Below are 20,126 nucleotides of genomic sequence, written 5' to 3' on the forward strand. Positions count from 1 at the left end.
CACCGCGTCGGCCAACGTGTCGATCATGCGCTCCCGGCGCTCGCGGAAGCCTGGTGAGTGGGCGTCCGGCTGCCAGTCCGAGCCGGCCTGCGCCGCGATGTCGCCCAGCCAAGCGCGCCGGAAGCCGTCGCTATCGAAGGCGCCGTGCCACATCGTTCCCCACACCGACCCGGACCGCCAGCCGTCGAGGAAGCGTTCCGGTCCGGTTCCCGCGTCCGCGACAGGGTGGGCGACTCCGTGGTGGATCTCGTACGCGCTGTCAACGACGTGACCACGCCACGTGCCGGTCGGCCGTCCCAGGACCTTGCCAGCGCCGAACTCGACGCGGGTGGGCAGCAGCCCCAGCCCCGGCAATGCTCCGACCTCGCACTCGATGTCGTCCCGGATCTCATGCGCCAGCATCTGGTAGCCGCCGCAGATCCCGAGCACCGGCCGCCCGGCCGCCGCACGCATCATCAGTGCCTCGGCCAGACCGTGCTGGCGCAGCCATGCCAGATCGCTTGCCGTGGAACGAGACCCGGGCAGGACCACGAGGTCCGCAGCCTCGACGACGGAGGGGTCGGCGGTCACGAGCACGTCAACGCCGGGCTCAGCCGCCAGCGCGTCCACGTCGGTTGCGTTGGAGATGCGGGGCAGGCGCACGACCGCGACTCGCAGCCGGTCCCGCCCCGTGGGTGAGGAGGCCGTCGACGCGCGCCAGTGACCGACGGCCAGGGTGTCCTCGCTGTCGAGCCACACGTCGAGCAGCCACGGGATCACGCCACGGAAGGGCACCCCGGTGCGGCGCGTGATCTCGTCGAGCCCGGGCTCCAGCACTGACACGTCGCCGCGGAACTTGTTGATGACGAAGGCGGTGAGCTGCGCCCGGTCGGCGTCGTCGAGCAGAGCCCAGGTGCCGTAGAGCGCTGCGAGGATGCCACCGCGGTCGATGTCGCCGACGACGACCACCGGCAGCCCGAACTCCCTCGCCAGTCCCAGGTTGACGTAGTCGCCTTCCCGTAGGTTGACCTCGGCAGGGGAGCCTGCCCCCTCGCACACCACGAGCTCGTACTCGTCGGCCAGCTCTCGGTAGGCCGCGAACGCGGCGTCGCGAAGGTGAGCGCGCCCAGCGGCATACTCCCCGGCCTCCAGCACCCCAGCGGGACGGCCACGCACGACGACGAAGGAGCGACGATCCGTCCCAGGCTTGAGGAGGACGGGGTTCATGGCGGTCGTCGGCTCGACCCCGGCGGCGGCGGCCTGGAGCCACTGCGCGCGACCGATCTCGCCGCCGTCGGCGCAGACCATCGAGTTGTTCGACATGTTCTGGGCCTTGAACGGGGCAACCCGGACCCCACGCCTCGCGAGCGCCCGGCACAGCCCCGCCACGATGACGGACTTGCCTGCGTCCGAAGAGGTTCCGGCAATGAGCAGGCCCGTGGCAGGAGGACCGCCAGAGTAGAGGTTCACTCGGACATCCTCGCCGACCACGGCGCCTGGGTCACGCGTCGATGATGACGCTCGCCTCCGGGCGGAGGTCGAGCCGGCGGAGCAGCTGGGCATTGAGGGCAACGACGACGGTCGACAGTGACATGAGCAGGGCACCGATCTCCATGGGGAGCACGAAGCCGATCGGGGCCAGGACGCCGGCTGCGAGCGGCACCGACACGAGGTTGTAGCCCGCGGCCCACCAGAGGTTCTGCTTCATCTTGCGGTAGCCGGCCTTGGACAGCTCGATGACCGACAGGACGGAGCGCGGGTCGTCGGAGGCGAGGACGACGCCTGCCGACGCGATCGCGACGTCGGTGCCAGCGCCGATCGCGAGCCCGACATCGGCCTGTGCGAGCGCGGGTGCGTCGTTGACGCCGTCGCCGACCATGACGACGGTGCGGCCCTCCCTCTGCAGCTGCACGACCTTCTCGCTCTTGTGCTCGGGGCGCACACCGGCGAAGACCTGGTCGATCCCCAGCTCCGCGGCCACGGCCCGCGCCACTGGCTCCGCGTCGCCGGTGATCATGACGACGCGGATGCCGAGGCGGTGCAGGGCGTCGACAGCCTGCCGCGACTCGTCGCGGACCTCGTCCGCCAGCGCCAGCGCGCCGGCGATCTCGCCGTCGACGAGAACGTGGAGGACCGTCGATCCGGCGTCCGCCCAGGCCCGGGTCTGGTCGAGGGGCGTCAGGCCGTGCTCGGCGAGCAGGTGCGGCCCGCCGACACTGACGGTGCGGCCGTCGACCGTCGCGGTGACGCCCACCGCGCTCGAGGAGGTGAAGTCGGTCGACCGGCCGAGCCGCAGCCCACGTGCTCCGGCCGCGGCGACGATCGCCCGGGCCAGCGGGTGCTCGCTGGGGCCCTCGGCCGAGGCGGCCAGTGCGAGCAGCTCGTCCTCGGTCATCGAGGTGGCGAGGACGTCGTGCACGGCCGGCTCGCCCTTCGTCAGGGTCCCGGTCTTGTCGAAGAGGACCGTGTCGACGAGGCGCATGCGCTCGAGCGCCGCGCGGTCCTTGACGAGGACACCACCGCGGGCGGCGCGCTCCGTCGAGATGGAGACGACGAGCGGGATGGCCAGCCCGAGGGCGTGCGGGCAGGCAATGACGAGGACGGTGATGGCCCGGGTCAGGGCGTCTTCGGGAGTGCCGAAGATGCTCCAGACGAGGACGGTGATCACGGCGACCCCGAGTGCGAACCAGAAGAGCCACCCGGCCGCCTTGTCGGCGAGCAGCTGAGCCCGGGTCGACGACGACTGCGCCTCCGCGACGAGTCGTTGGATGCCGGCCAGGGCCGTGTCCTCGCCGACCGCGTCGACCCGGACCTGCAGGGCGTTGTCCGTGGCGACGGTGCCGGCAACGACGTGGTCGCCGACGCCCCTGCGCACGGTGCGAGACTCGCCGGTGATCATCGACTCGTCGAGGTCCGCGGAGCCGTCCACGACGTCGCCGTCCGCGGGGATCCGACCGCCCGGCCGGACGATGACGACGTCCCCGACGCGGAGCTCACTCGGGGAGACCGTGGTCACGGTGCCACCGTCGATCCGCTCCGCCTGGTCGGGCAGGAGCGCGGCGAGGGAGTCGAGGGCGGATGAGGTGGCTGCCAGAGAGCGCATCTCGAGCCAGTGGCCGAGCAGCATGATGGCGATGAGGAGCGCGAGCTCCCACCAGAATTCGAGCTCCGTCGAGAAGACGCCGAGGCTCGCGCCCCACGAGGCGACGAAGGCGACGGTGATCGCCATGCTGATGAGCAGCATCATCCCGGGCTTGCGCGCCCTCAGCTCGTCCAGGCCGCCGGTGAGGAAGGGCCTCCCTCCCCAGAGGTACATGACCGTCCCGAGGACAGGTGGGATCCAGCTGATGCCCGCGACGTCGGGCAGGGTGTAGCCGACGATCGACGCGAACATCTCGCTGAGCAGGACCGTCGGCACCGCGAGGGCGAGCATGATCCAGAAGAGCCGGCGGAACATCGCCACGTGGTCGCCGTGACCGGCGTGTCCCATCGCCCCGTGCCCCGCATGGGCATCGTGTCCGGCGTGCCCCACGTGCGGTTCCGATGCGCCGTGGCTGTGGTGTTCGTCGTGCGAGCTGGTCTCGTCGACGTCTCGAGTGACCTGCGGTGAATGTTCGGACTGGTCGGTCATCATGTGCTCCCTCTCGCTCCGCCTTCAGCATACCCCCATAGGGTATACAGCGGAACAGGGCGCCGGGCACCCACATTCCCGCCCCCACCCGCAACACGCCCGGCTCCTCGAAACTGACCAGTGCTGTTGCAGGGGTGCGTTTCGAGGAGCCGGGCGTGTTGCAGAGTGGGGAGCGAGCCGGCGGGCTAGCCGATCACTCCGGTTCGCCGTCAGCCAGAAGCTGGTAGAGCCGGCGTCGGGTCTCGGAGAGGATCTCCGTGGCTTCGGCTCGCTGCTGCGAGGTGCCGGTCGTGACGACCTGCCACATCGCGCCCATGACCTGGCCGACGACGGGCATGAGCCCGTCTGCGCCGCGACCGCCGAAGGTGGGCGAGGTGCCCTCGTCCTCGGGCTCCTCCTCCCCGGACTCGAAGGCCGCCCACGTCGCCGCCATCTCGTCGGGGTGCTCCTCGACATAGTGGCGGCCTTCGTCGGTCAGCCGCAGGAGCCGACGGCCGTCGACCTCGCGACCCTCGACGAGACCCTCGTCCTCGAGCTGCTGGACCGTCGGGTAGACGGACCCGGGGCTCGGCTTCCACGCTCCGCCGCTGCGGTCGGCGATCTCCTGGATGATCTGGTAGCCGTTCATCTCGTCGCCCGCGAGGACGTCGAGGATGGCGGCACGGACGTCACCGCGGCGAGCGCGCGGTCGGCGCGGCCGCGACTGCTGCTGCTCCGGCCCGAACGACGGTCCGCCGAAGCTGCGGATGAGGTCGTGGATCCACGGCGGCGGGCCCGGTCGGCCGCGGCCCATGCCGCCCCAAGGACCCTCGGCGCCGCCCCAGCCGCCGAAGCCCGTCACCCAGTCCGGGCCGCCCATGCCCCGGCCGCGTCCCCCATGGCCGCCGTGTCGTCCGCCGCGCGGTCCATAGCCGCCGCGCTCTCGGTGGCCCCACTCCGATTCGTTGCTTCCCATGTCATCTCCCTGTCGTCGAGCGACTGCCGATCAGTCGCGATGCATCAAAGATATATCGCTAACGCTCTCCGAACAATGTTTTTCGTCTCCGCCTTGCGGGTAACACCCCAGAGATGCTTCATTGATCAACGTCGAGAGAACGGCAGCCACCCGGTCAGGCGTGTCCGGCCCGAGGCAACCGGGCCCCAGGGAGGAGGACCCGCGTGCCGACCATGCAGGACGGCAGCCCCAGTACGGACGGCGGGGCGCCCCAGAACGAGAAGAGGACCGTGCGCATCCCATGGGCCCCCTCTGCGGCGCCGCACATCCGCAAGACGCTGGTGGCCGACCTCGCCGCCCGTGAGGTCCCGCACGAGGTCGTCGAAGAGGCCGAGATCGTCGTCAGCGAACTCGTCGCCAACGCCATCCGCCACGCCAAACCGCTCTCCGACGGCGCGATCCGGGTCCACTGGAAGGTCAAGAACAACGTCGTCGAGGTGGAGGTCTCTGATGGCGGCGGGGCCACCGCTCCACGGCCCTCGCCGCCGACGACGTGGGCCCCCGGTGGCCGAGGCCTGCGCATCGTCCGCTCCCTCGCCCATGAGTGGGGCGTCCTGGAGGAGGCCAACGGCCGCACCGTGTGGGCTTCCGTGGGAGGCCCGTCCCGGCGGCGCTCACACTGAACGTCTCGCGTCGACGCGCGCAGCCGGCCACCCACTAGGGTTGCCTCCCATGGGCAAGGCTTCTCGGCGTCCGCGCACGGACCGCACCGTTCGCACCTCCCGTCCGGCTCCCGTGCCGTTCGTGTCTCGTCCCTTCGAGGGCCTGCCCCACGAGACGGAGTGGGTCGCGATGCGCGAGATCGTCCCCGCGGCGACGGCGACGGTCCACCTCGCCGAGGGCAGGGCGCCGGACGGAGCGCCCGAGAGCATCACCATCGCGACAGTCCTTCCGCTGGCCTGGCCGGCGCTGCATCGCAGCAACGGCGACGTCCTGGTCGGCATCCAGTCGGGCAACGCCAGCGGTGACACGAGCCGCGACATCGCACATGCGGTCGAGCTGGCGATCGCCGCCGAGCCGGGCACGCCGATCGAGTCGCTGCCCGTGTCGACGCCCGAGACGACGCGACTGCAGGACCTCATCGACGTCGACGCACCGTTCGAGATCGAGCTGCACGAGGGCTTCGACTTCTGGGTCGACGACGCCGAGCTGGACGTCGAGGGGCAGCAGTCCCTCGAGCGGGCCAACGAGTCCGTCATCCCGACCGTGAAACTGGCGTCGGCTCCCTCGGCGTACTGGTGTCGGATCGGCGAACGCTGCTATGTCCGGTGGGTTCTGCCCTACGACGAGGACGTCGCGACGAGCGCTCTCGCCCGCCTCCACGCCGCCGACACGTCCAGGCTCACGTCCGAGCGGGCCGAGGCCGGTCGGCTGCTCGGCTGCTTCCGGTCGAGCGGGCTGCTCATCCCCGTCTGGGAGGTTGACCCGGAGTCGGAGCCGGAGAGCCACGAGGATGCCGTCGCGGCCATGCGGGAGCGCATCGAGGTGGCCGCAGCCGCCACCGAGCCGCTCACTGCGGCGGAGCGTGGCGCGCGAGCGGGGCTGACGAACCGCCAGGTCACGCTGCGCTGAGCGGTCCCTCGATGCCCGGGCCCTCACGCGGTACTCCGGCGACCCCGCTGCAGGTCGTCGCCATCATCCCGGCCAAGGACGAGGCGGCCCGCATCGCGGCCACGATCGGTGCGGTGCGCCGGATCCCCCGAATCACGGCGGTCATCGTCGTGGACGACGGGTCGCGGGACGGGACCGCCCGGATCGCTGGAGAGTATGCGGTCGAGGTCGTCCGGCACACCCGCAACCGCGGCAAGGCGAAGGCGTTGATGAGCGGTCTCGGTCGGATGGCCGCGCTCCAGCGGGTCGGACGGGTCGGGTCGGGGGCAGCGGCCCTCTTCGTGGACGCCGACCTCGAGGAATCCGCCGAGGGGTTGGGGGCACTCGTGGAGCCGGTGGCTGCCGGCGAGGCCGACCTCACGATCGCGACGCTGCCACGCCAGCGGTCCGCGGGTGGCGGTCGCGGCCTCGTCGTGGGGCTCGCCCGCCGGGGGATCGAGGAGCTGACCGGCTGGAGCCCGGTCCAGCCGCTCTCGGGGATGCGGTGCCTGTCACCGGCTGCGGTCGGCGCGGCCGTCCCGTTCGCCCGCGGCTGGGGTGTCGAGGTCGGCATGACCATCGACGTCCTCCACGCGGGGCTCGTGGTTCGCGAGGTTCCGTGCGACCTGCACCATCGCGTCACGGGCACCGACTGGCGAGCGCAGCTGCACCGCGCGGCGCAGTACCGGGACGTGGCACTCGCGCTCGGAGTCCGTCGACTGCGCCGCTCCCGCCGTTCCTGACCCACCGCGCACCTCGCGGTCCGCCTCCCCTTGCCCGACCGTCGCGCGCCGACGCTCGGATCAGACGTGGTGCCGGTCGCGGCGGCGGCGCACGGGCTCTTTGGCTCGCTCGATCGACATGAAGTGGGCGACGGCAGAGACCACGAGGGGCACCGTCAGGACGATCCCGACCGGCGGAATCGCGGCGCCGGAGTCGTTGGTGAGGAAGCCGATGACGCACATGATCACGACGGAGAGGAGCCCGTCCCGCAGCAGGGGCGCCTCGTCGACGAGCCGGGCGAAGGGATCCGTGCCGAACCGGCCCGGCTGGACCACGATGACGAGCAGGAAGGCAACGAGTACCACCACGGCGCCCGTCAAGATGGGGAACGCGGAGGCCAGTTCGAGGTTGGCAGCGAGCTTGCGCGACAGGACGGTGAACGCGTCCCCGTCCAGCACGGTCTGCAGGAAGCGGCCGGGGTGTGACCGGTACTGCTCGGGCCGGCGCCAGTCGAGGTAGCTGACGAGGGTGATGACCACGGCCGCAGCCACGCCGACGAGAGCGAGGTTGCGCACCGACACCCGCATGCCGGCGACCCGCATGAACAGGAATCCGAGGGCAGGCACGAGCGCGATCGGGCCGCCGAAGTCCGCACCCCAGGCCGGCAGCACGTCCACCGCCAAGGCTGCCCCGCCAAGCACGATGACGGCGAGAACCGCGAGACGGCGGGCCGAGCGCCGCAGGAGGGCGTGCGCCATCGCGGCGCAGAGCAGCAGGACGGCCGACCCGTAGAGAGCGAACGCGACGTTGCCCATCCCGTAGAAGCGGCCGCCCACGAGCGGCTGGAGGCCGAAGATCGAGGACATCTGCAGGTGCGACCCGGTCAGCAGGTCGACGCCGATGACGCTCGCGGTGACGGCCGACAGGAGGGCGAGCGGTCCGAGGGCCGAGCTGCTCCACGGACCGTGGAGGCAGGCGGCGGCGATGACACCGCTGATGACGAGGACGAGGATGCTGAGCAGTGCGACGAGCACCCACGACGGGGGCGACCAGCGCCACCACGGCACCAGGTTGGCCAGGAACGTGGCGGCCGGCATCCCTGCGGCGAGCAGCCCGACGAGGCGGACCTGGTGGAGCACCCGTTCTCGCGTCTGGCTGGCCCGCCACGGGCGAGCGCGCTTCCACCTGATCCAGAGCACGACGAACGCGATGAGCGTCACGGAGAGCCACAGGACGAGGAAGGGAACGACGATGCTGTGCATCGCGTCCGCCTTGAGGTCGATGTCGGTCAGCGCAGTCAGCTTGTCGGCGGCCGTCGACTCGCTGTTGTTCGGCGAGGCGATGGCCGAAAGCGCGCGACCACCGATCGGTTCGACCGGCCGCGCCCCGCCGCGCTGCAGGATCGTCGCGGTCACGTCGGAGATCTGGGCGATGCCGCGCATCCTCGTCGATGCCGAGGCCAGGATGCCCGGCGCGTAGTGCGGGCCGGTGGCGGTGAGGATGCGCAACCGCTCTTGCTGGTCCCGGTCCGCCAGGCCGACGACGATGAGATCGGCTCCAGTGGGCATGGCATCCCTGACCTGCGCGATCCGCTTCTCGATCGCGCTGACCTGCCCCAGCTGGGCCGCGGGGTCAGGCAGGGTGGTGAGGATCGCCCCGGCGTCGACGATCGAGATCGGGCACTGCGCCAGCACGGACACGAGGGTCTGTGGATCGAACGGCGCGTAGTGCTCGACCTTCCCGTCAGACGTCGCGGCAGCGATGGCCGCGCCGGGGCCGATGGCCGAGGTGCATGACGGATGGGTCGCGAAGCTGTCACCGAGCAGGCCGAGCCGGGCTTCGAATGCGTTCTCCCTGGACGCAGAGGCCAGGGCGTCGAAGCCGGCGACGGAGAATCCGCTCGCCTCGTTCCCGACGACCTCCGGGAGCGGTGTGCAGGCCGGACGTTCTCCGTCGGCCTCCGGTCCAGCTGCCTCGCCAGCGGAGAGGGTGGCCCAGCCATCGGTCGGGCACGTCGTCAGGTGCAGGGTCTTGACCGACACGGACGCGGCCGCGCCATCGCGGAGCAGCCCCCAGAGCACCGGAGTCTTCTGCGCCGAGACGTCGTCCCAGGAGATGCCCCCGACGCCCACGACGACGAGCGACTCTCCGGGTGCCGGATTGACCGTGCGAGGGACCGGCACGGAGTCACGGGTGGTGTAGGACCACGCGAGGGCCCCGATCAGCAGCATCAGCACGGCGACGAGCGCCTTGAGGGGATGCCTGCGGATCACGGGGGACACCATACAAAGGTGATCTGAGACGGCCATCCTGTGGAACGTCGGCGAAGCAGGGCGACCGCGGGGCTACCCTTGCGCATCGTGGAGAACCGACGCCGGAAGGACGTCTCATGACGCCGCGGACACCGGCCGACCTGCAGCGTTTCGGTTACCTCGGCCCCCGCGGAACGTTCACGCAGATGGCGCTGGATGCGTGGGACGGCGCGCGCCACAAGGAGCAGGTGCCGTTCGGGAGCGTCGACGCGGCTCTCGAGGCCCTCCGCGCGGCCACGATCGACGCCGCCATGGTGCCCATCGAGAACTCCGTCGAGGGCGGTGTCTCGGCGACCTTGGACGCACTCGCCACGGGGGAACCCCTCGTCGTCATCGGCGAGGTGCTCGTGCCCGTGACCTTCGTCCTGTGCGCCAGATCCGGTATGCCGCTGAGCCGGGTCCGTCGCGTCGGGACCCATTCGCACGCGTGGGCTCAGGTGCGCAGGTGGATGGCCGCGAACCTCCCGGACGCGGCGTACGTCCCGACGCTGTCCACCGCGGCCAGCGCTGCCGCGCTGCGTGAGCCCGGCGACGTCGCGTTCGACGCGGGCGTGTGCGCGCCGGTGGCGGCCGCAAACGAGGGGCTCGAGATCCTCGCCGAGGACATCGGCGACAACCCGTCGGCCGTCACCCGGTTCGTCCTCGTGTCGAGGCCGGGCACGCTGCCCGAGCCGAGCGGCGCCGACAAGACGACCGTCGTGCTGTACCAGCGTGAGGACCATGCGGGAGGACTTCTCGAGCTGCTCGAGCAGTTCGCGGTGCGGGGCGTCAACCTGACGCGGCTCGAGTCTAGACCGACCGGGGAGGCGATGGGCAGCTACTGCTTCTCCATCGACTTCGAGGGTCACGTCCAGGACGCCCGGGTCGGGGAGACGCTCATGGGACTCAAGCGCGTGTGTGCCGACGTGCGGTTCCTCGGGTCCTATCCCCGCGCGGACGGCGTCAGGGCCGGTGCGCGCCTCGGCACGGCCGACAGCGACTTCGATGCGGCCCGGATCTGGCTGGACCGGCTCCGCAGCTGACCCACCCAACGGCAGGGCGCCGGCCTCATGTGCCGGCGCCCTGTGGCCCCCCCGGCCCCCTGAACCGGTGGGGCTCTCGTAGGACACCGGGCTCGTTGCCCCCCAACAACGTCCCCTCGCCCGGTGCCCCGCTGGCCCCCGACCGTCAGAGTCCCTTCGACGGCTCCTGATACACGTATCACCCAGGGCCGCTCCACCCTCTCTGGAAGATGTCCGGGGATCCGCACCAGGGGTGGTGAGTGGGATGACTGAGTACGTGCCGGGACGGCTGCTCGTCGCAGGCTTCCCACCTACCGACGATGTGGCGTGGCTCGTCGATCTCCGGCAGGCACTCGCGGAGCTGGACCTGACCTTCCGGTTCACGGCGTCGAGCGCTCGACGCATTCGCCGGCTCCGATCGACCCGGGGACGGGCCCGCTCACTGCTGGAGGAGATCTGGGTCTCCACCGCCGTGCTCGTGCCCGTTCCCGGCCGCGCTCGGCCGGGCCTTGCGGCACCGCAGGCCTGGTGGGTGCTCGAACGCCTGAGGAACGTGCGTCCCGAGGTGGCCGAGCGGCTCTCCCTCGCCGAGGTGCGGCACCGGGCGGACATGGGCCCCGAGCCGCTGGGCCGGATCGGGATCGGAGTGCCGGCCTAGTCACCGGCGTGGACACCCATCAGTCGGCCTCGCCGACTGTGGCCGAAAACCACGTGTCGGGTGCCGAGCCCGGGTGGACCATGAAAGGGCGACTGCTGGGGCGACGCCGTTCGAGGGGGGCCTCCATGAGAGTGAAGCCGGTTGTTCTCAACACGTCCATCGCCTGGCTGTTCATGATCGGTTCTGCCTGCTTCGTGCTCGGGTCCGTGCCCCCGTACATCGACGCCGTCGGGGGCACCATCGACTCAGTCACCTACGTCGTCGGCTCTCTGTTCTTCACCTCAGCCGCGTTCGCCCAGCTCGTCCAGTCGCAGTCACCCGCGATGACCGGCGTGGACGAGCAGGGACAGCACGTCAAGGCGCGGGTGCGGTTCTGGGCGCGACTGCCGCACGACCGCAACTGGCTCGCCGCAGTGACCCAGCTCCCCGGCACGCTTCTCTTCAACGTGAGTACGCTTGCGGCGCTCGTCCACAACGCGACCGTGCAGCAGGAGGACCGCCGCGTCTGGCGGCCGGACTTCTACGGCTCGACCCTCTTCCTCATCGCCAGCGCGTTCGCGATCCTCGCCCTGGGCCGGTTCCTCAGCTACCAGCCACGATCGCTGCCTTGGCGCATCGCCTGGCTCAACATGGTCGGCTCGGTGTTCTTCATGGCGTCCGCGCTCGCCAGCTACGTGCTGCCGGGCACCGGGGAGATGATCGACGTTCCGGTGGCCGTGGGTGGCACGCTGCTCGGCGCCGTGTGCTTTCTCATCGGTGCCGCCCTGATGCTCCCGGCCTGGACGGCGTCAGTCGCCGCGGCGCTCGTGACCACCCAGGATCCGTAGTCTCCGGGTCACACGGTGACCCCGCCGTGGACGACCCGGACCGGATGCCGCATCGCCGACACGTCGTGGTCCACGCGGCCGGAGACGGCCAGCAGGTCGGCGGCTGCGCCCGGGCGCAATCGTCCCACCCGCCCTCCCAGTCCGATGGCTTCCGCGGCTCGCGCGGTGCCCATGGCCAGCGCCACCTCGACCGTCGCGCCGAGCTCCTCGACGGCGTACTCGATGGTGTGAGGCAGCAGGTCATGGGGCTTGGCAGGGCCGATCCCGGCATCGGTGGCGATGATGCATCGGACCGAGGCGTCCAGCAAGCCGCGGCCATGGGCGTTCAGGGTGGGCATCCGCGCGGCAATGGCGGGCGGTAGGGGACCGGGGACGGCGCCGCCGGTGATCGAGACGGCGATGCCCGAGGTGGCCAGCCGCCTGACGAGCGTTGGGTCCTCGGCAACGCCGTCAGCTGTCATGAAGCTGCAGTGCTCGATCGTGTCGACTCCCGCGTCCAGTGCGTCGGCGACCCCTTGCGTGCCATGTGCGTGCGCGGCCACCGGCAGCCCTGCGGCATGGGCAGCCTCGACCACGACTCGGAGCTCGGTGAGCCCGAACTGCGACTCGTGCGGGGCAGACCCGGGCGTGATGTTCCCGCCCGTCGCCATCACCTTGATGACGTCCACGCCGGCCTCGTCGAGGCGCGAAACCGCCAATGCGAGGTCCTCTGCTCCCTCGCACTGGCCGCCGAGGAACCAGCAGTGTCCGCCGGGCGTCGTCAGGGCCGGACCGGCGACCTGGAGTGTCGGCCCGGCCGTGGGGTTGCGCGAGCATTCGTCGCGCAGGTCAAACGGAGCACGCCCCCGCCCGCCCAGGTCGCGGGCGGTCGTGACACCGGCCGCCAGCGCCTGGCGAGCGTTGACGAGACCCCGCTGCAGCAGCGCCTCGTCATCGTGTCGTTCATGCCATCCGACGGCGTCGAACGAGCAGTCCCAGGTCAGATGCTGGTGGGCGTCGACCAGACCGGGCAGCACCGTCACGTCACCGAGGTCCTCGACGAGGACGCCCTCGGCATACTCCGTCGGCGGGTTGACCGCCACGATGGTCGGCCCGTCGAGCACGACGTCGCCCGGCCCGAGGAAGCGCTCGCCGTCGAAGACCTGCTGGGCCCGAATCACCTGCATGACACGCCCTCCTATGTCGGACCCACGTGCGCCTCGACCCAGTCGTTGAGGGGGCGGACCGACCGCCAGGCGTCACGAACCTTGGCAAGCGCCTGCTTCGTGCCGAGCCAGGCGGGATCGCCGAAGTCACGGATCACCATGACCTCCTTGTGCCGAAGCAGCTCGATGCGTGGGTGGTCGCCCGCATAGCCTCTCGGTGTCGTCTTCACCCTCTCCCCGAGAACGTCGAAACGCTTGCGGCGCAAGGACTCCAGCAGGGACTCCAGCTCGGCGCCGGGCGGACCGGCATCGATGGCCGCGCGCAGTCGGGCGGTCTGCGCCGGGTCATGCGCCCGGAAACCGCCGCCGGCCCTGAGGCCGGTCGCGCTGATCTGGACGTAGTAGCCTGCGCCGCCCGGCGTGGCGGCGAAGGCGCCCTGGTGCGTCTTGTACGGCGACTTGTCCGCGCTGAAGCGGATGTCGCGGTTGGGGCGGAAGAGCTTGGCCTCGCCGAACTCGTCCGCGAGGGCAGCGACGAGGGCGAGCATGGGTGCGTGCACCTCCCGCTCCCACTCGTCCTTGTGGTCGGTCCAGTAGGTCTTGGTGTTGTCGGCCTCGAGGCCCTGGTAGAAGGCGAGCGCCTGTGTCTGGAAGCCGGCGAACGGGCGGGTTGGCGCATCAGGGCTCACGAGACCAGCCTCGCACCCATCGGCGCGGAGGTCAGGCGATCGGGACGCGGACCGTCAGGGCGGCCGGTCGCACCGAGGCGTTGATCTCGGTCGCCTCGCCGATGACATCGCCGTCGACCTGGACGGGCAGTGGCCGGTCGACGCGCACCCGGACCTCCCGGCACACCTTGTGGTCGAGTGTGGCGTGACCCTTCCGTTGCCGGGTCAGAACTCGAGCGATCACCGGTGCCCAGCCGACGAAGCCGCGGGGCGAGGCGATGACGAGGTCAAGCTTGCCGTCGTCCACGCGGGCATCGGGCATGAGCACGAGGCCGCCGAGCAGTCGGCCACAGTTGCCGATGACGACGGTCCGGGCGCGCCGTTTGAACTCGGGCTCGGAGTCGAGCCGGAGCTGGGTGCGGAACTCGGGCGACACGAGGTGCTTGACGCCGGACAGGAGGTAGGCCGCCCAGCCGACCCGCTGCTTGAGGACCTCGTTCGTCCCTCCCATGATGAGGGCGTCGAGCCCCATACCGCCCATGACGAGGAAGTGCTCCGTCACCCGCTCGCCGCCATCGACCGGCTCGCCCTGGGCGTCGAGCTCGCCGATGACGAGCTCGCCGACGTCGATGCGCCGGTTCCGGCCGGTGAGCGCCGCGCGGACCGCCTCGTCGAGGGCGTCGACGGGCAGGTCGAGGTTGCGGGCCAGCAGGTTCCCCGTGCCTGCGGGCAGGATGCCGAGCGGGGTCTCGGTGCCGATGAGGGCGCGCGCGACGGCCCGCACGGTGCCGTCGCCACCGAGGCTGCACACGACGCTGGCCCCCTCGCCGACCGCACTTCTCGCCTGACCGGTGCCGGGATCGGCGACGGTCGTCTCGTAGAAGAGGGGGTCGCCCCAACCCGCGGCGTGGCAGGTCGAGGTGATGCGCTGGCGGATCATCGGCAGGTCGGCGAACTTCGTCGGGTTGATCACGACGGCGGCACGCTTGAGATCGGTGCGGCGACCGCCGGAGCCGAACTGGTCGCGACTCGGCCGGGGGCGACCCCGCCTGAGGCGGGCCGTCGATCCGGGAGCCCGGCGGAGCGCGAGCACCGACCCGAGGACCAGCACGGCGACCACGACGCCGGCGATGATCCACGGCAGGTAGTCCTCGAGCACCCGAAGAATCTAGCGGAGCGCGAGGAACCTCCTGGCCGGGTCCTACGCTGTGGGCATGAGCGACGCGAGCGCCGAGACCGCCGAGACCGCTGACCCGGGTCCAGCAACGCCCGACACCGCCGACTGGACGTGGGTCCTGACGAGGTCGTGCCCCGACTGCGGTTTCGACCCCAGAGACGTTCGTCCCGACGGCGTGCCCGAGATCCTCCTCGACGCCAAGCAGAGGTATGCCGCTGTGCTCGCTCGGCCGGATGTGCGGGCTCGGCCGTCGGCTGGGGTGTGGTCGCCGCTCGAGTACTGCGCGCACGTCCGTGACGTCTGCGACGTCATGCGGGGCCGCCTCGAGCAGATCCTCGATGGTGGCGGTGAGACCGTTCGCTTCGCGAACTGGGACCAGGACGCCGCCGCCGTGGAGAAGGCCTACTGGCGGGCGGAGCCCGACACGCTCCGGCACGAGCTCGTGGCGGCGTTCGACGCCGCTGCGGAAGCGTTCGGGTGGCCGACGGAGAAGCAGCTTGCGTGGCCGGGGCTGCGCAGCGACGGGTCGACCTTCACCGCCGAGACCCTGGGGCGGTACTTCGTCCACGACGTCCTCCATCACCTGTGGGACGTGCGCGGATGACGACCGGAAGCGCTCTGGAGGTCCGGTCCCTGCCCGAGCCCCGCGTCCCGGACCCGCGGGAGGCCCCCGGGATCCGCTGGGGCATCCTCGGCCCCGGGTTCATCGCCAACGAGTTCGCCACCGCCGTCGCGGCCGGGACCGCCTCGAGGGTCGTCGCGGTGGGCTCACGCAGCGCGAACCGGGCCCAGGCGTTCGCCGAGAAGCACGGTGTTCCGCGGTCCCATGGGTCCTACGAGGAGCTCGTCGCCGACGACGGTGTCGACGCGGTCTACATCGCGTCGCCTCACTCCGAGCACCATGACCACGCCCTCCTCGCCATCGAGGCCGGCAAGCCGGTCCTCGTCGAGAAGGCGTTCACGCGCAACGCCACCGAGGCACGGGCCGTGATCCGGGCGGCGATGTCGCGGGGCCTGCTCGTGGCCGAGGCGATGTGGGCCCGGTACCTGCCGCACTATGACGTCATCCGCCAGGTCGTCGAGGACGGCGTGCTCGGCGATCTCGTGCTCGTCCGCGCGGACCACTCCCAGAAGCTCCACCCCCACGGCCCGGAGCGACTGGCCGCACCGGAGCTTGCCGGCGGTGCGCTCCTCGACCTCGGCGTGTACCCCGTGTCCTTCGCCGACCACCTGCTCGGCCCACCGACCTCGGTCGCCGCCCGCGGCTCACTCACTGACCGGGGTGTCGACGCGACGGTCGGCATGGTGCTCGCCTATGCGTCGGGCGCCGTGGCCGCGCTGACCAGCTCCATGCTCACCCGGACGCCCTGTACCGCCGAGATCCTCGGGACGGAGGCCCGGCTCGACGTGGGCGGCCCCTTCTACTCGCCGGCTTCGGTGCGCCTGCTCAGTCTCGACGGGACGGTCCTCGCCGAGCGGCCGGGAGGCCTGCCGGACCCCATCCGCGGCTTCAGCTACCAGGCTGCGGAGTTCGCTCGCTGCCTCGCATCGGGCAGTCGCGAGAGCTCCTACATGGCACACGCCGCGACGTTGCGGGTCATGTCGACGATGGACGAGGTCCGCGCCCAGGTCGGCGTGCGCTATCCCGGCGAGTAGCCAGCCCCCTCGAGCACGGTCAGGTCGCGCTCGGCGAAGAGCCGGTGGTGGTACTCCTCGTTGAGGACGGTGAGGAGGCACTCGCGCACCGGATAGCTGCGCGGCTCGGGCCACCCCGGCCCCTCGACCGGCGTCGTGTGCGCCGCCAAGGAGTCATCGGTCAGGTCGTCGAGGAACTCGCGCACGGTCCGCATCCGGTCGTGCCGCAGCTCGAGCGCCTCGACGAGCGAGGGACGGACCTCTCGGTCCCGGGGGACCCCGGGCGTGTCCGGCATCTCGTCCCAGGGCAGCTCCAGGGGGTGCCACGGCGCGGGGTCACCGAGGATGGCCCGCCCGACCCAGCAGTCGGTGGCGAACGCGAGGTGACGCAGGGTCTCGATGAAGGACCACTCGCCCTCGACCGACTCGTGAAGCGTGTCGGGCGGCAGCCGCCGGGCGCGCGCGACCGTCTCCTCCCACCGTCGCTCGTTGATGGCCCAGGCCTCACGGAACCCGGCCGGGTCGTTCGGCCGAAGGGCCCTCGCCCGCTCCGGATCCCGTCGGTCCAGCTCGGCCTCGACGAGTGGGGCGACGTCGACCCCGTTGATGGTGAGGTTGACGATCTCGCCGGAGATGTCGACGTCGTAGAGGTCGACGCCCCGCATGCGGACCCGGTAGAAGGCACTCCCGCGGAACTCGGCGTCCCCGACGTCGACGGAGCGGAAGCGGCTCCCGGACAGGTCAACCCGGTTGAAGCGCGAGTTCGCCAGGCGTACGTGATCGAACTGCGAACCCGTGAGGTCGGCGTCATGGAAACTTCGCACCCAAGGACGGTAGCGCCGGAACCGCACCCCTGTGTGGGAGCGAGCCCAGCGGCATACGGCATGATCTTCGCTGCGATGTCGAGAACGGTTCGTCCCCTTCGACGTGGGGGTGACAGACACCATGGTGGGCCACCGGGCACCACCAGACAGGAGACGACCATGTCATTCCAGGCCTATCTCGACGCACTGGAGGCCAAGACCGGCAAGACCCCGCGCGAACTGTTGGCCGAAGCAGAGGTCAAGGGCTTCGACAGCCTGACCAGGGCCGGCGTGGTGGCGGAGTGGCTTCGGGACGACTACGGGGTCGGACGCGGGCATGCCATGGCGTTCTTCCACGTGCTCAAGAACGGCCCGACGATCAGCGCCAAGCACGTCGGCACGACCGGCTCGCACCGTGACGAGTCGACCGAGCTGCAGCTCGACGGCGTCGCTGCCCGCGGCAGCAGCTGAGCGCCCCGCTCAGGCACCCGTGACGTTCGGGTCGCGCCACGGCCGCTCGAAGGGCAGCCGCCAGGCGAAGGGTGCGATGAGCTGGTGGATCTGGTTCGGGCCCCACGTGCCCTGCTTGTAAGGGCGGACCGGCGGAGGGTTGTCGAGGAGCGGTTGGCTGATCTCCCACAGCCGCTCGATGCCCTCCGCCCGGGAGAAGAGGGTGGCATCGCCGCGCGCCGCGTCGTAGATGAGCCGCTCGTACGCCTCGAGCGCGGCGCCGGCCCAGTCCGTGTCCTGCATGGAGAACTGCATCGACAGCTTGTCGAGCGCCATGCCCGGCCCGGGGCGCTTGCCATAGAACGAGAGCGACATGCGCGCTCGGTCCGCCAGGTCGAAGGTCAGGTGGTCCGGCCCGTCGTCGCCGACGCCCGAGCTCGGCGGGAACATCGACCGCGGCGGTTCCTTGAAGGCAATGGAGATGATCCGGCCGCTCTCGGCCATCCGCTTGCCGGTCCGCAGGAAGAACGGCACACCCGCCCAGCGCCAGTTGTCCACGTAGCACTTGAGCGCGACGAAGGTCTCCGTCTCGGACTCACGAGACACACCCTTCTCGTCGCGGTAGCCGACGTACTGGCCGCGCACCACGTGGCTCGGCTCAATCGGCAGCATGGAGTTGAAGACCTTGCTCTTCTCGTCCGTGATCGCACCTGGCTCGAGCGAGTGCGGTGGCTCCATCGCCGTGAACCCGAGAACCTGGAACAGGTGCGTGACGACCATGTCCTTGTACGCTCCGGTCGCCTCGTAGAAGTCCGCACGCTGCTCGAGCCCGAGCGTCTCCGGGACGTCGATCTGGATGTGGTCGATGTGGTTGCGATGCCAGATCGGCTCGAAGAGGCCATTGGCGAACCGGAAGGCGAGGATGTTCTGGGCCGCCTCCTTGCCGAGGAAGTGGTCGATCCGGAAGATCTGCTCCTCCCGGAAGACCTTGTGCAGCTCGGAGTTGAGCTGCTTTGCGCTGGCTAGATCGGTGCCGAAGGGCTTCTCCATGACGATCCGGCTTCGCTCGACGAGTCCCGCCTCCTTGATCTGGTGGACGACAGGAAGTGCGGCATTGGGTGGAACCGAGAGGTAGTGCAGCCGACGAGCCTCGGGGCCGAGGATCTTCTCGGACTCGAGGACGGCGTCCCGGAGAGCCTGCGTCCCCGCCGCACCCGGCACCCAGTGGACCCGGTCCGCGAACTCGCGCAGGTCCTCCTCGTTCACCTCACGCTTCGAGTACTTGCGGATCGCATCGGTCGCGAGGTCGAGGAACTCGTCGCGCGTCAGGTCATCGAGACTCGTCGCGACGAGCCGCAGTCCTTCGAGCAGCTGTGACTCGTGCAGGTGCAGCATCCCGGGCAGGAGCTTGCGCTTGGCCAGATCGCCGGTGGCGCCGAACAGGACGACAGTTGTCGCGGGCATGGAACCAGCCTGCCAGCCTCACCCGCCTACGACGATGGTTCGGGCGTGGAGATCTCGACGTGCCCGTTGTCGACGTGCCACCGACGAGTGAGCCGTATGCCGCTGAGCAGGCTCTCGTCGTGACTGACCACGAGCACCGTCCCCGAGAAGGCCGCCACGGCGGCCTCCAGCTGCTCGATCGCGTCGACGTCGAGGTGGTTCGTCGGCTCGTCGAGGACGAGGGTGTTGACCTGCCGTCCCTGGAACAGCGCCAGAAGCGACCGGGTGCGCTCGCCCATGGACAGCGAACGGGCCTGGCGGGACACGTGATCGGGTCCCAGCCCGAACTTCGCCAGAAGGGTCCGCACCTCGCCGACCGGCCAGGAGGCATTCCCGTGGCGAAGTCCCAGCTCGCGCCGCACGACCTCGAGAACCGTTGCGTCGTCGTCGAGGAGGCGCCGGTTCTGGTCGAGCACGCCGAGCTGGACTCGGGTGCCGAGGGCCTGGCGGCCCGATGCGAGCGGCAGCCGACCGAGGAGCGCCGCGAGCAACGTGGTCTTGCCGCTGCCGTTGTCGCCCGTGACGGCGATCCGGTCACCACGTCCGACGTCGAGGGTCACCGGACCGAGGGTGTAGCCGGGCCGGCGGACCACGGCGTCGGTGAGGGTGGCGACGACGTCGGCGGACGGCGGGCCCTCGGTGATCGTGTACCGCAGCTCCCACTCCTTCCGAGGCTGCTCGACGACCTCGAGGCGGTCGGCGGCCCGCTGGATCCGCGCCCCCTTCTCCGCCTGTCGGTCTGCCCGGGCCTTGTGCTTCTCCCGGATGTGCTTGTCCGCCTCGCTGCCGACAGACACGCCACGGCGACCTCTCACAGCCCACTCATGTCGCTGGCGTGCCTGTGCGACCAGGGAGTCGCGGATACCGGCGTAGGTCTCGTACGCCTCCCGCGCCTGTCCTCGACGGCGCGCCCGTTCGGCGACGAAGTGGCTGTAGGAACCGGAGTAGTGGCCGATCCGCTGCTGGTGCAGGTCGAGCTCGACGACGCTGTTCGTCACCGCGTCGAGGAACGCGCGGTCGTGGCTCGCGA

At 70.7% G+C, this 20,126-nt stretch carries 19 protein-coding genes; 9 read left to right on the forward strand and 10 right to left on the reverse strand.

Annotated features, from left to right (window positions below; all coding sequences use genetic code 11):
• From ABF401_RS12550 to ABF401_RS12560, 3 genes are all read right to left on the reverse strand, one after another.
• On the reverse strand, positions 1-1,449 hold a 1,449-nt coding region (locus ABF401_RS12550; RefSeq protein WP_353509904.1), incomplete at its 3' end, for a cobyric acid synthase.
• A 31-nt stretch (positions 1,450-1,480) separates the two neighbouring features.
• Positions 1,481-3,610 carry a heavy metal translocating P-type ATPase gene (locus ABF401_RS12555; protein WP_353509905.1) on the reverse strand — a complete coding sequence of 710 codons (2,130 nt, stop codon included), beginning with the start codon at positions 3,608-3,610 and terminating at the stop codon, positions 1,481-1,483.
• A gap of 193 nt (positions 3,611-3,803) precedes the next feature.
• Positions 3,804-4,565, reverse strand: coding sequence for a PadR family transcriptional regulator (locus tag ABF401_RS12560; protein WP_353509906.1), 762 nt, complete (start codon positions 4,563-4,565; stop codon positions 3,804-3,806).
• A gap of 212 nt (positions 4,566-4,777) precedes the next feature.
• On the opposite strand from ABF401_RS12560, the gene ABF401_RS12565 reads away from it, so the two are divergent.
• The 3 genes from ABF401_RS12565 to ABF401_RS12575 are packed head-to-tail and all read left to right on the forward strand — an operon-like array spanning position 4,778 to position 6,937.
• Positions 4,778-5,227, forward strand: a complete 450-nt coding sequence (locus ABF401_RS12565) for an ATP-binding protein (protein WP_353509922.1) — start codon at positions 4,778-4,780, stop codon at positions 5,225-5,227.
• 49 nt (positions 5,228-5,276) lie between these two features.
• Positions 5,277-6,176 carry a DUF5926 family protein gene (locus ABF401_RS12570; protein WP_353509907.1) on the forward strand — a complete coding sequence of 300 codons (900 nt, stop codon included), beginning with the start codon at positions 5,277-5,279 and terminating at the stop codon, positions 6,174-6,176.
• A gap of 11 nt (positions 6,177-6,187) precedes the next feature.
• Positions 6,188-6,937 carry a glycosyltransferase family 2 protein gene (locus tag ABF401_RS12575; RefSeq protein WP_353509908.1) on the forward strand — a complete coding sequence of 250 codons (750 nt, stop codon included), beginning with the start codon at positions 6,188-6,190 and terminating at the stop codon, positions 6,935-6,937.
• Between the two features lie 60 nt (positions 6,938-6,997).
• On the opposite strand, the gene ABF401_RS12580 is transcribed toward ABF401_RS12575, so the two are convergent.
• On the reverse strand, positions 6,998-9,190 hold the full coding sequence (locus ABF401_RS12580; protein WP_353509909.1) for a hypothetical protein: 2,193 nt from the start codon (positions 9,188-9,190) through the stop codon (positions 6,998-7,000).
• A 116-nt stretch (positions 9,191-9,306) separates the two neighbouring features.
• Between ABF401_RS12580 and pheA the strand changes: the two genes are divergently transcribed.
• The 3 genes from pheA (at position 9,307) to ABF401_RS12595 (ending at position 11,715) form a co-directional block, all read left to right on the forward strand.
• Positions 9,307-10,251, forward strand: coding sequence for a prephenate dehydratase (pheA, locus tag ABF401_RS12585; RefSeq protein WP_353509910.1), 945 nt, complete (start codon positions 9,307-9,309; stop codon positions 10,249-10,251).
• 244 nt (positions 10,252-10,495) lie between these two features.
• Entirely contained in the window at positions 10,496-10,888 is a 393-nt protein-coding gene (locus tag ABF401_RS12590; RefSeq protein ID WP_353509911.1) for a hypothetical protein, read from the forward strand.
• A 125-nt stretch (positions 10,889-11,013) separates the two neighbouring features.
• Positions 11,014-11,715: a hypothetical protein gene (locus tag ABF401_RS12595; protein ID WP_353509912.1), complete on the forward strand. Its 702-nt coding sequence runs from the start codon at positions 11,014-11,016 to the stop codon at positions 11,713-11,715.
• Positions 11,716-11,723: 8 nt separating this feature from the next.
• Here ABF401_RS12595 and ABF401_RS12600 read toward each other — a convergent pair whose 3' ends face one another.
• Genes ABF401_RS12600 through ABF401_RS12610 form a run of 3 tightly spaced genes read right to left on the reverse strand, consistent with a single transcriptional unit; the run spans position 11,724 to position 14,687 of the window.
• Positions 11,724-12,881 (reverse strand): amidohydrolase family protein, encoded by a 1,158-nt coding sequence (locus tag ABF401_RS12600; RefSeq protein WP_353509913.1) that lies wholly within the window; start codon positions 12,879-12,881, stop codon positions 11,724-11,726.
• A gap of 11 nt (positions 12,882-12,892) precedes the next feature.
• Positions 12,893-13,549, reverse strand: a complete 657-nt coding sequence (locus ABF401_RS12605) for a DUF2461 domain-containing protein (protein ID WP_353509914.1) — start codon at positions 13,547-13,549, stop codon at positions 12,893-12,895.
• A 31-nt stretch (positions 13,550-13,580) separates the two neighbouring features.
• Positions 13,581-14,687 (reverse strand): diacylglycerol/lipid kinase family protein, encoded by a 1,107-nt coding sequence (locus ABF401_RS12610; protein ID WP_353509915.1) that lies wholly within the window; start codon positions 14,685-14,687, stop codon positions 13,581-13,583.
• 55 nt (positions 14,688-14,742) lie between these two features.
• Here ABF401_RS12610 and ABF401_RS12615 point away from each other — a divergent pair, with 55 nt between their 5' ends.
• Both ABF401_RS12615 and ABF401_RS12620 read left to right on the forward strand, forming a co-directional pair.
• Complete coding sequence (locus tag ABF401_RS12615) at positions 14,743-15,309, forward strand: DinB family protein (protein ID WP_353509916.1); 567 nt, start codon at positions 14,743-14,745, stop codon at positions 15,307-15,309.
• Entirely contained in the window at positions 15,306-16,361 is a 1,056-nt protein-coding gene (locus ABF401_RS12620) for a Gfo/Idh/MocA family protein (protein WP_353509917.1), read from the forward strand. Before ABF401_RS12615 ends, ABF401_RS12620 begins: the two co-directional genes overlap by 4 nt.
• Here the strand turns inward: ABF401_RS12620 and ABF401_RS12625 are convergent.
• Positions 16,346-17,164: a DinB family protein gene (locus ABF401_RS12625; RefSeq protein WP_353509918.1), complete on the reverse strand. Its 819-nt coding sequence runs from the start codon at positions 17,162-17,164 to the stop codon at positions 16,346-16,348. The genes ABF401_RS12620 and ABF401_RS12625 overlap by 16 nt on opposite strands.
• 159 nt (positions 17,165-17,323) lie before the next feature.
• Between ABF401_RS12625 and ABF401_RS12630 the strand changes: the two genes are divergently transcribed.
• A complete protein-coding gene (locus ABF401_RS12630; RefSeq protein WP_353509919.1) occupies positions 17,324-17,614 on the forward strand; it encodes a DUF4287 domain-containing protein in 291 nt (96 codons plus the stop codon).
• A 9-nt stretch (positions 17,615-17,623) separates the two neighbouring features.
• Here the strand turns inward: ABF401_RS12630 and zwf are convergent, their stop codons facing one another.
• Positions 17,624-19,057, reverse strand: a complete 1,434-nt coding sequence (gene zwf, locus ABF401_RS12635) for a glucose-6-phosphate dehydrogenase (RefSeq protein WP_353509920.1) — start codon at positions 19,055-19,057, stop codon at positions 17,624-17,626.
• Between the two features lie 26 nt (positions 19,058-19,083).
• Positions 19,084-20,126 (reverse strand): ATP-binding cassette domain-containing protein (locus ABF401_RS12640; protein WP_353509921.1); only part of this gene is annotated, 1,043 nt, incomplete at its 5' end.

Source organism: Intrasporangium sp. (assembly GCF_040414665.1).
GTDB lineage: Bacteria > Actinomycetota > Actinomycetes > Actinomycetales > Dermatophilaceae > Intrasporangium.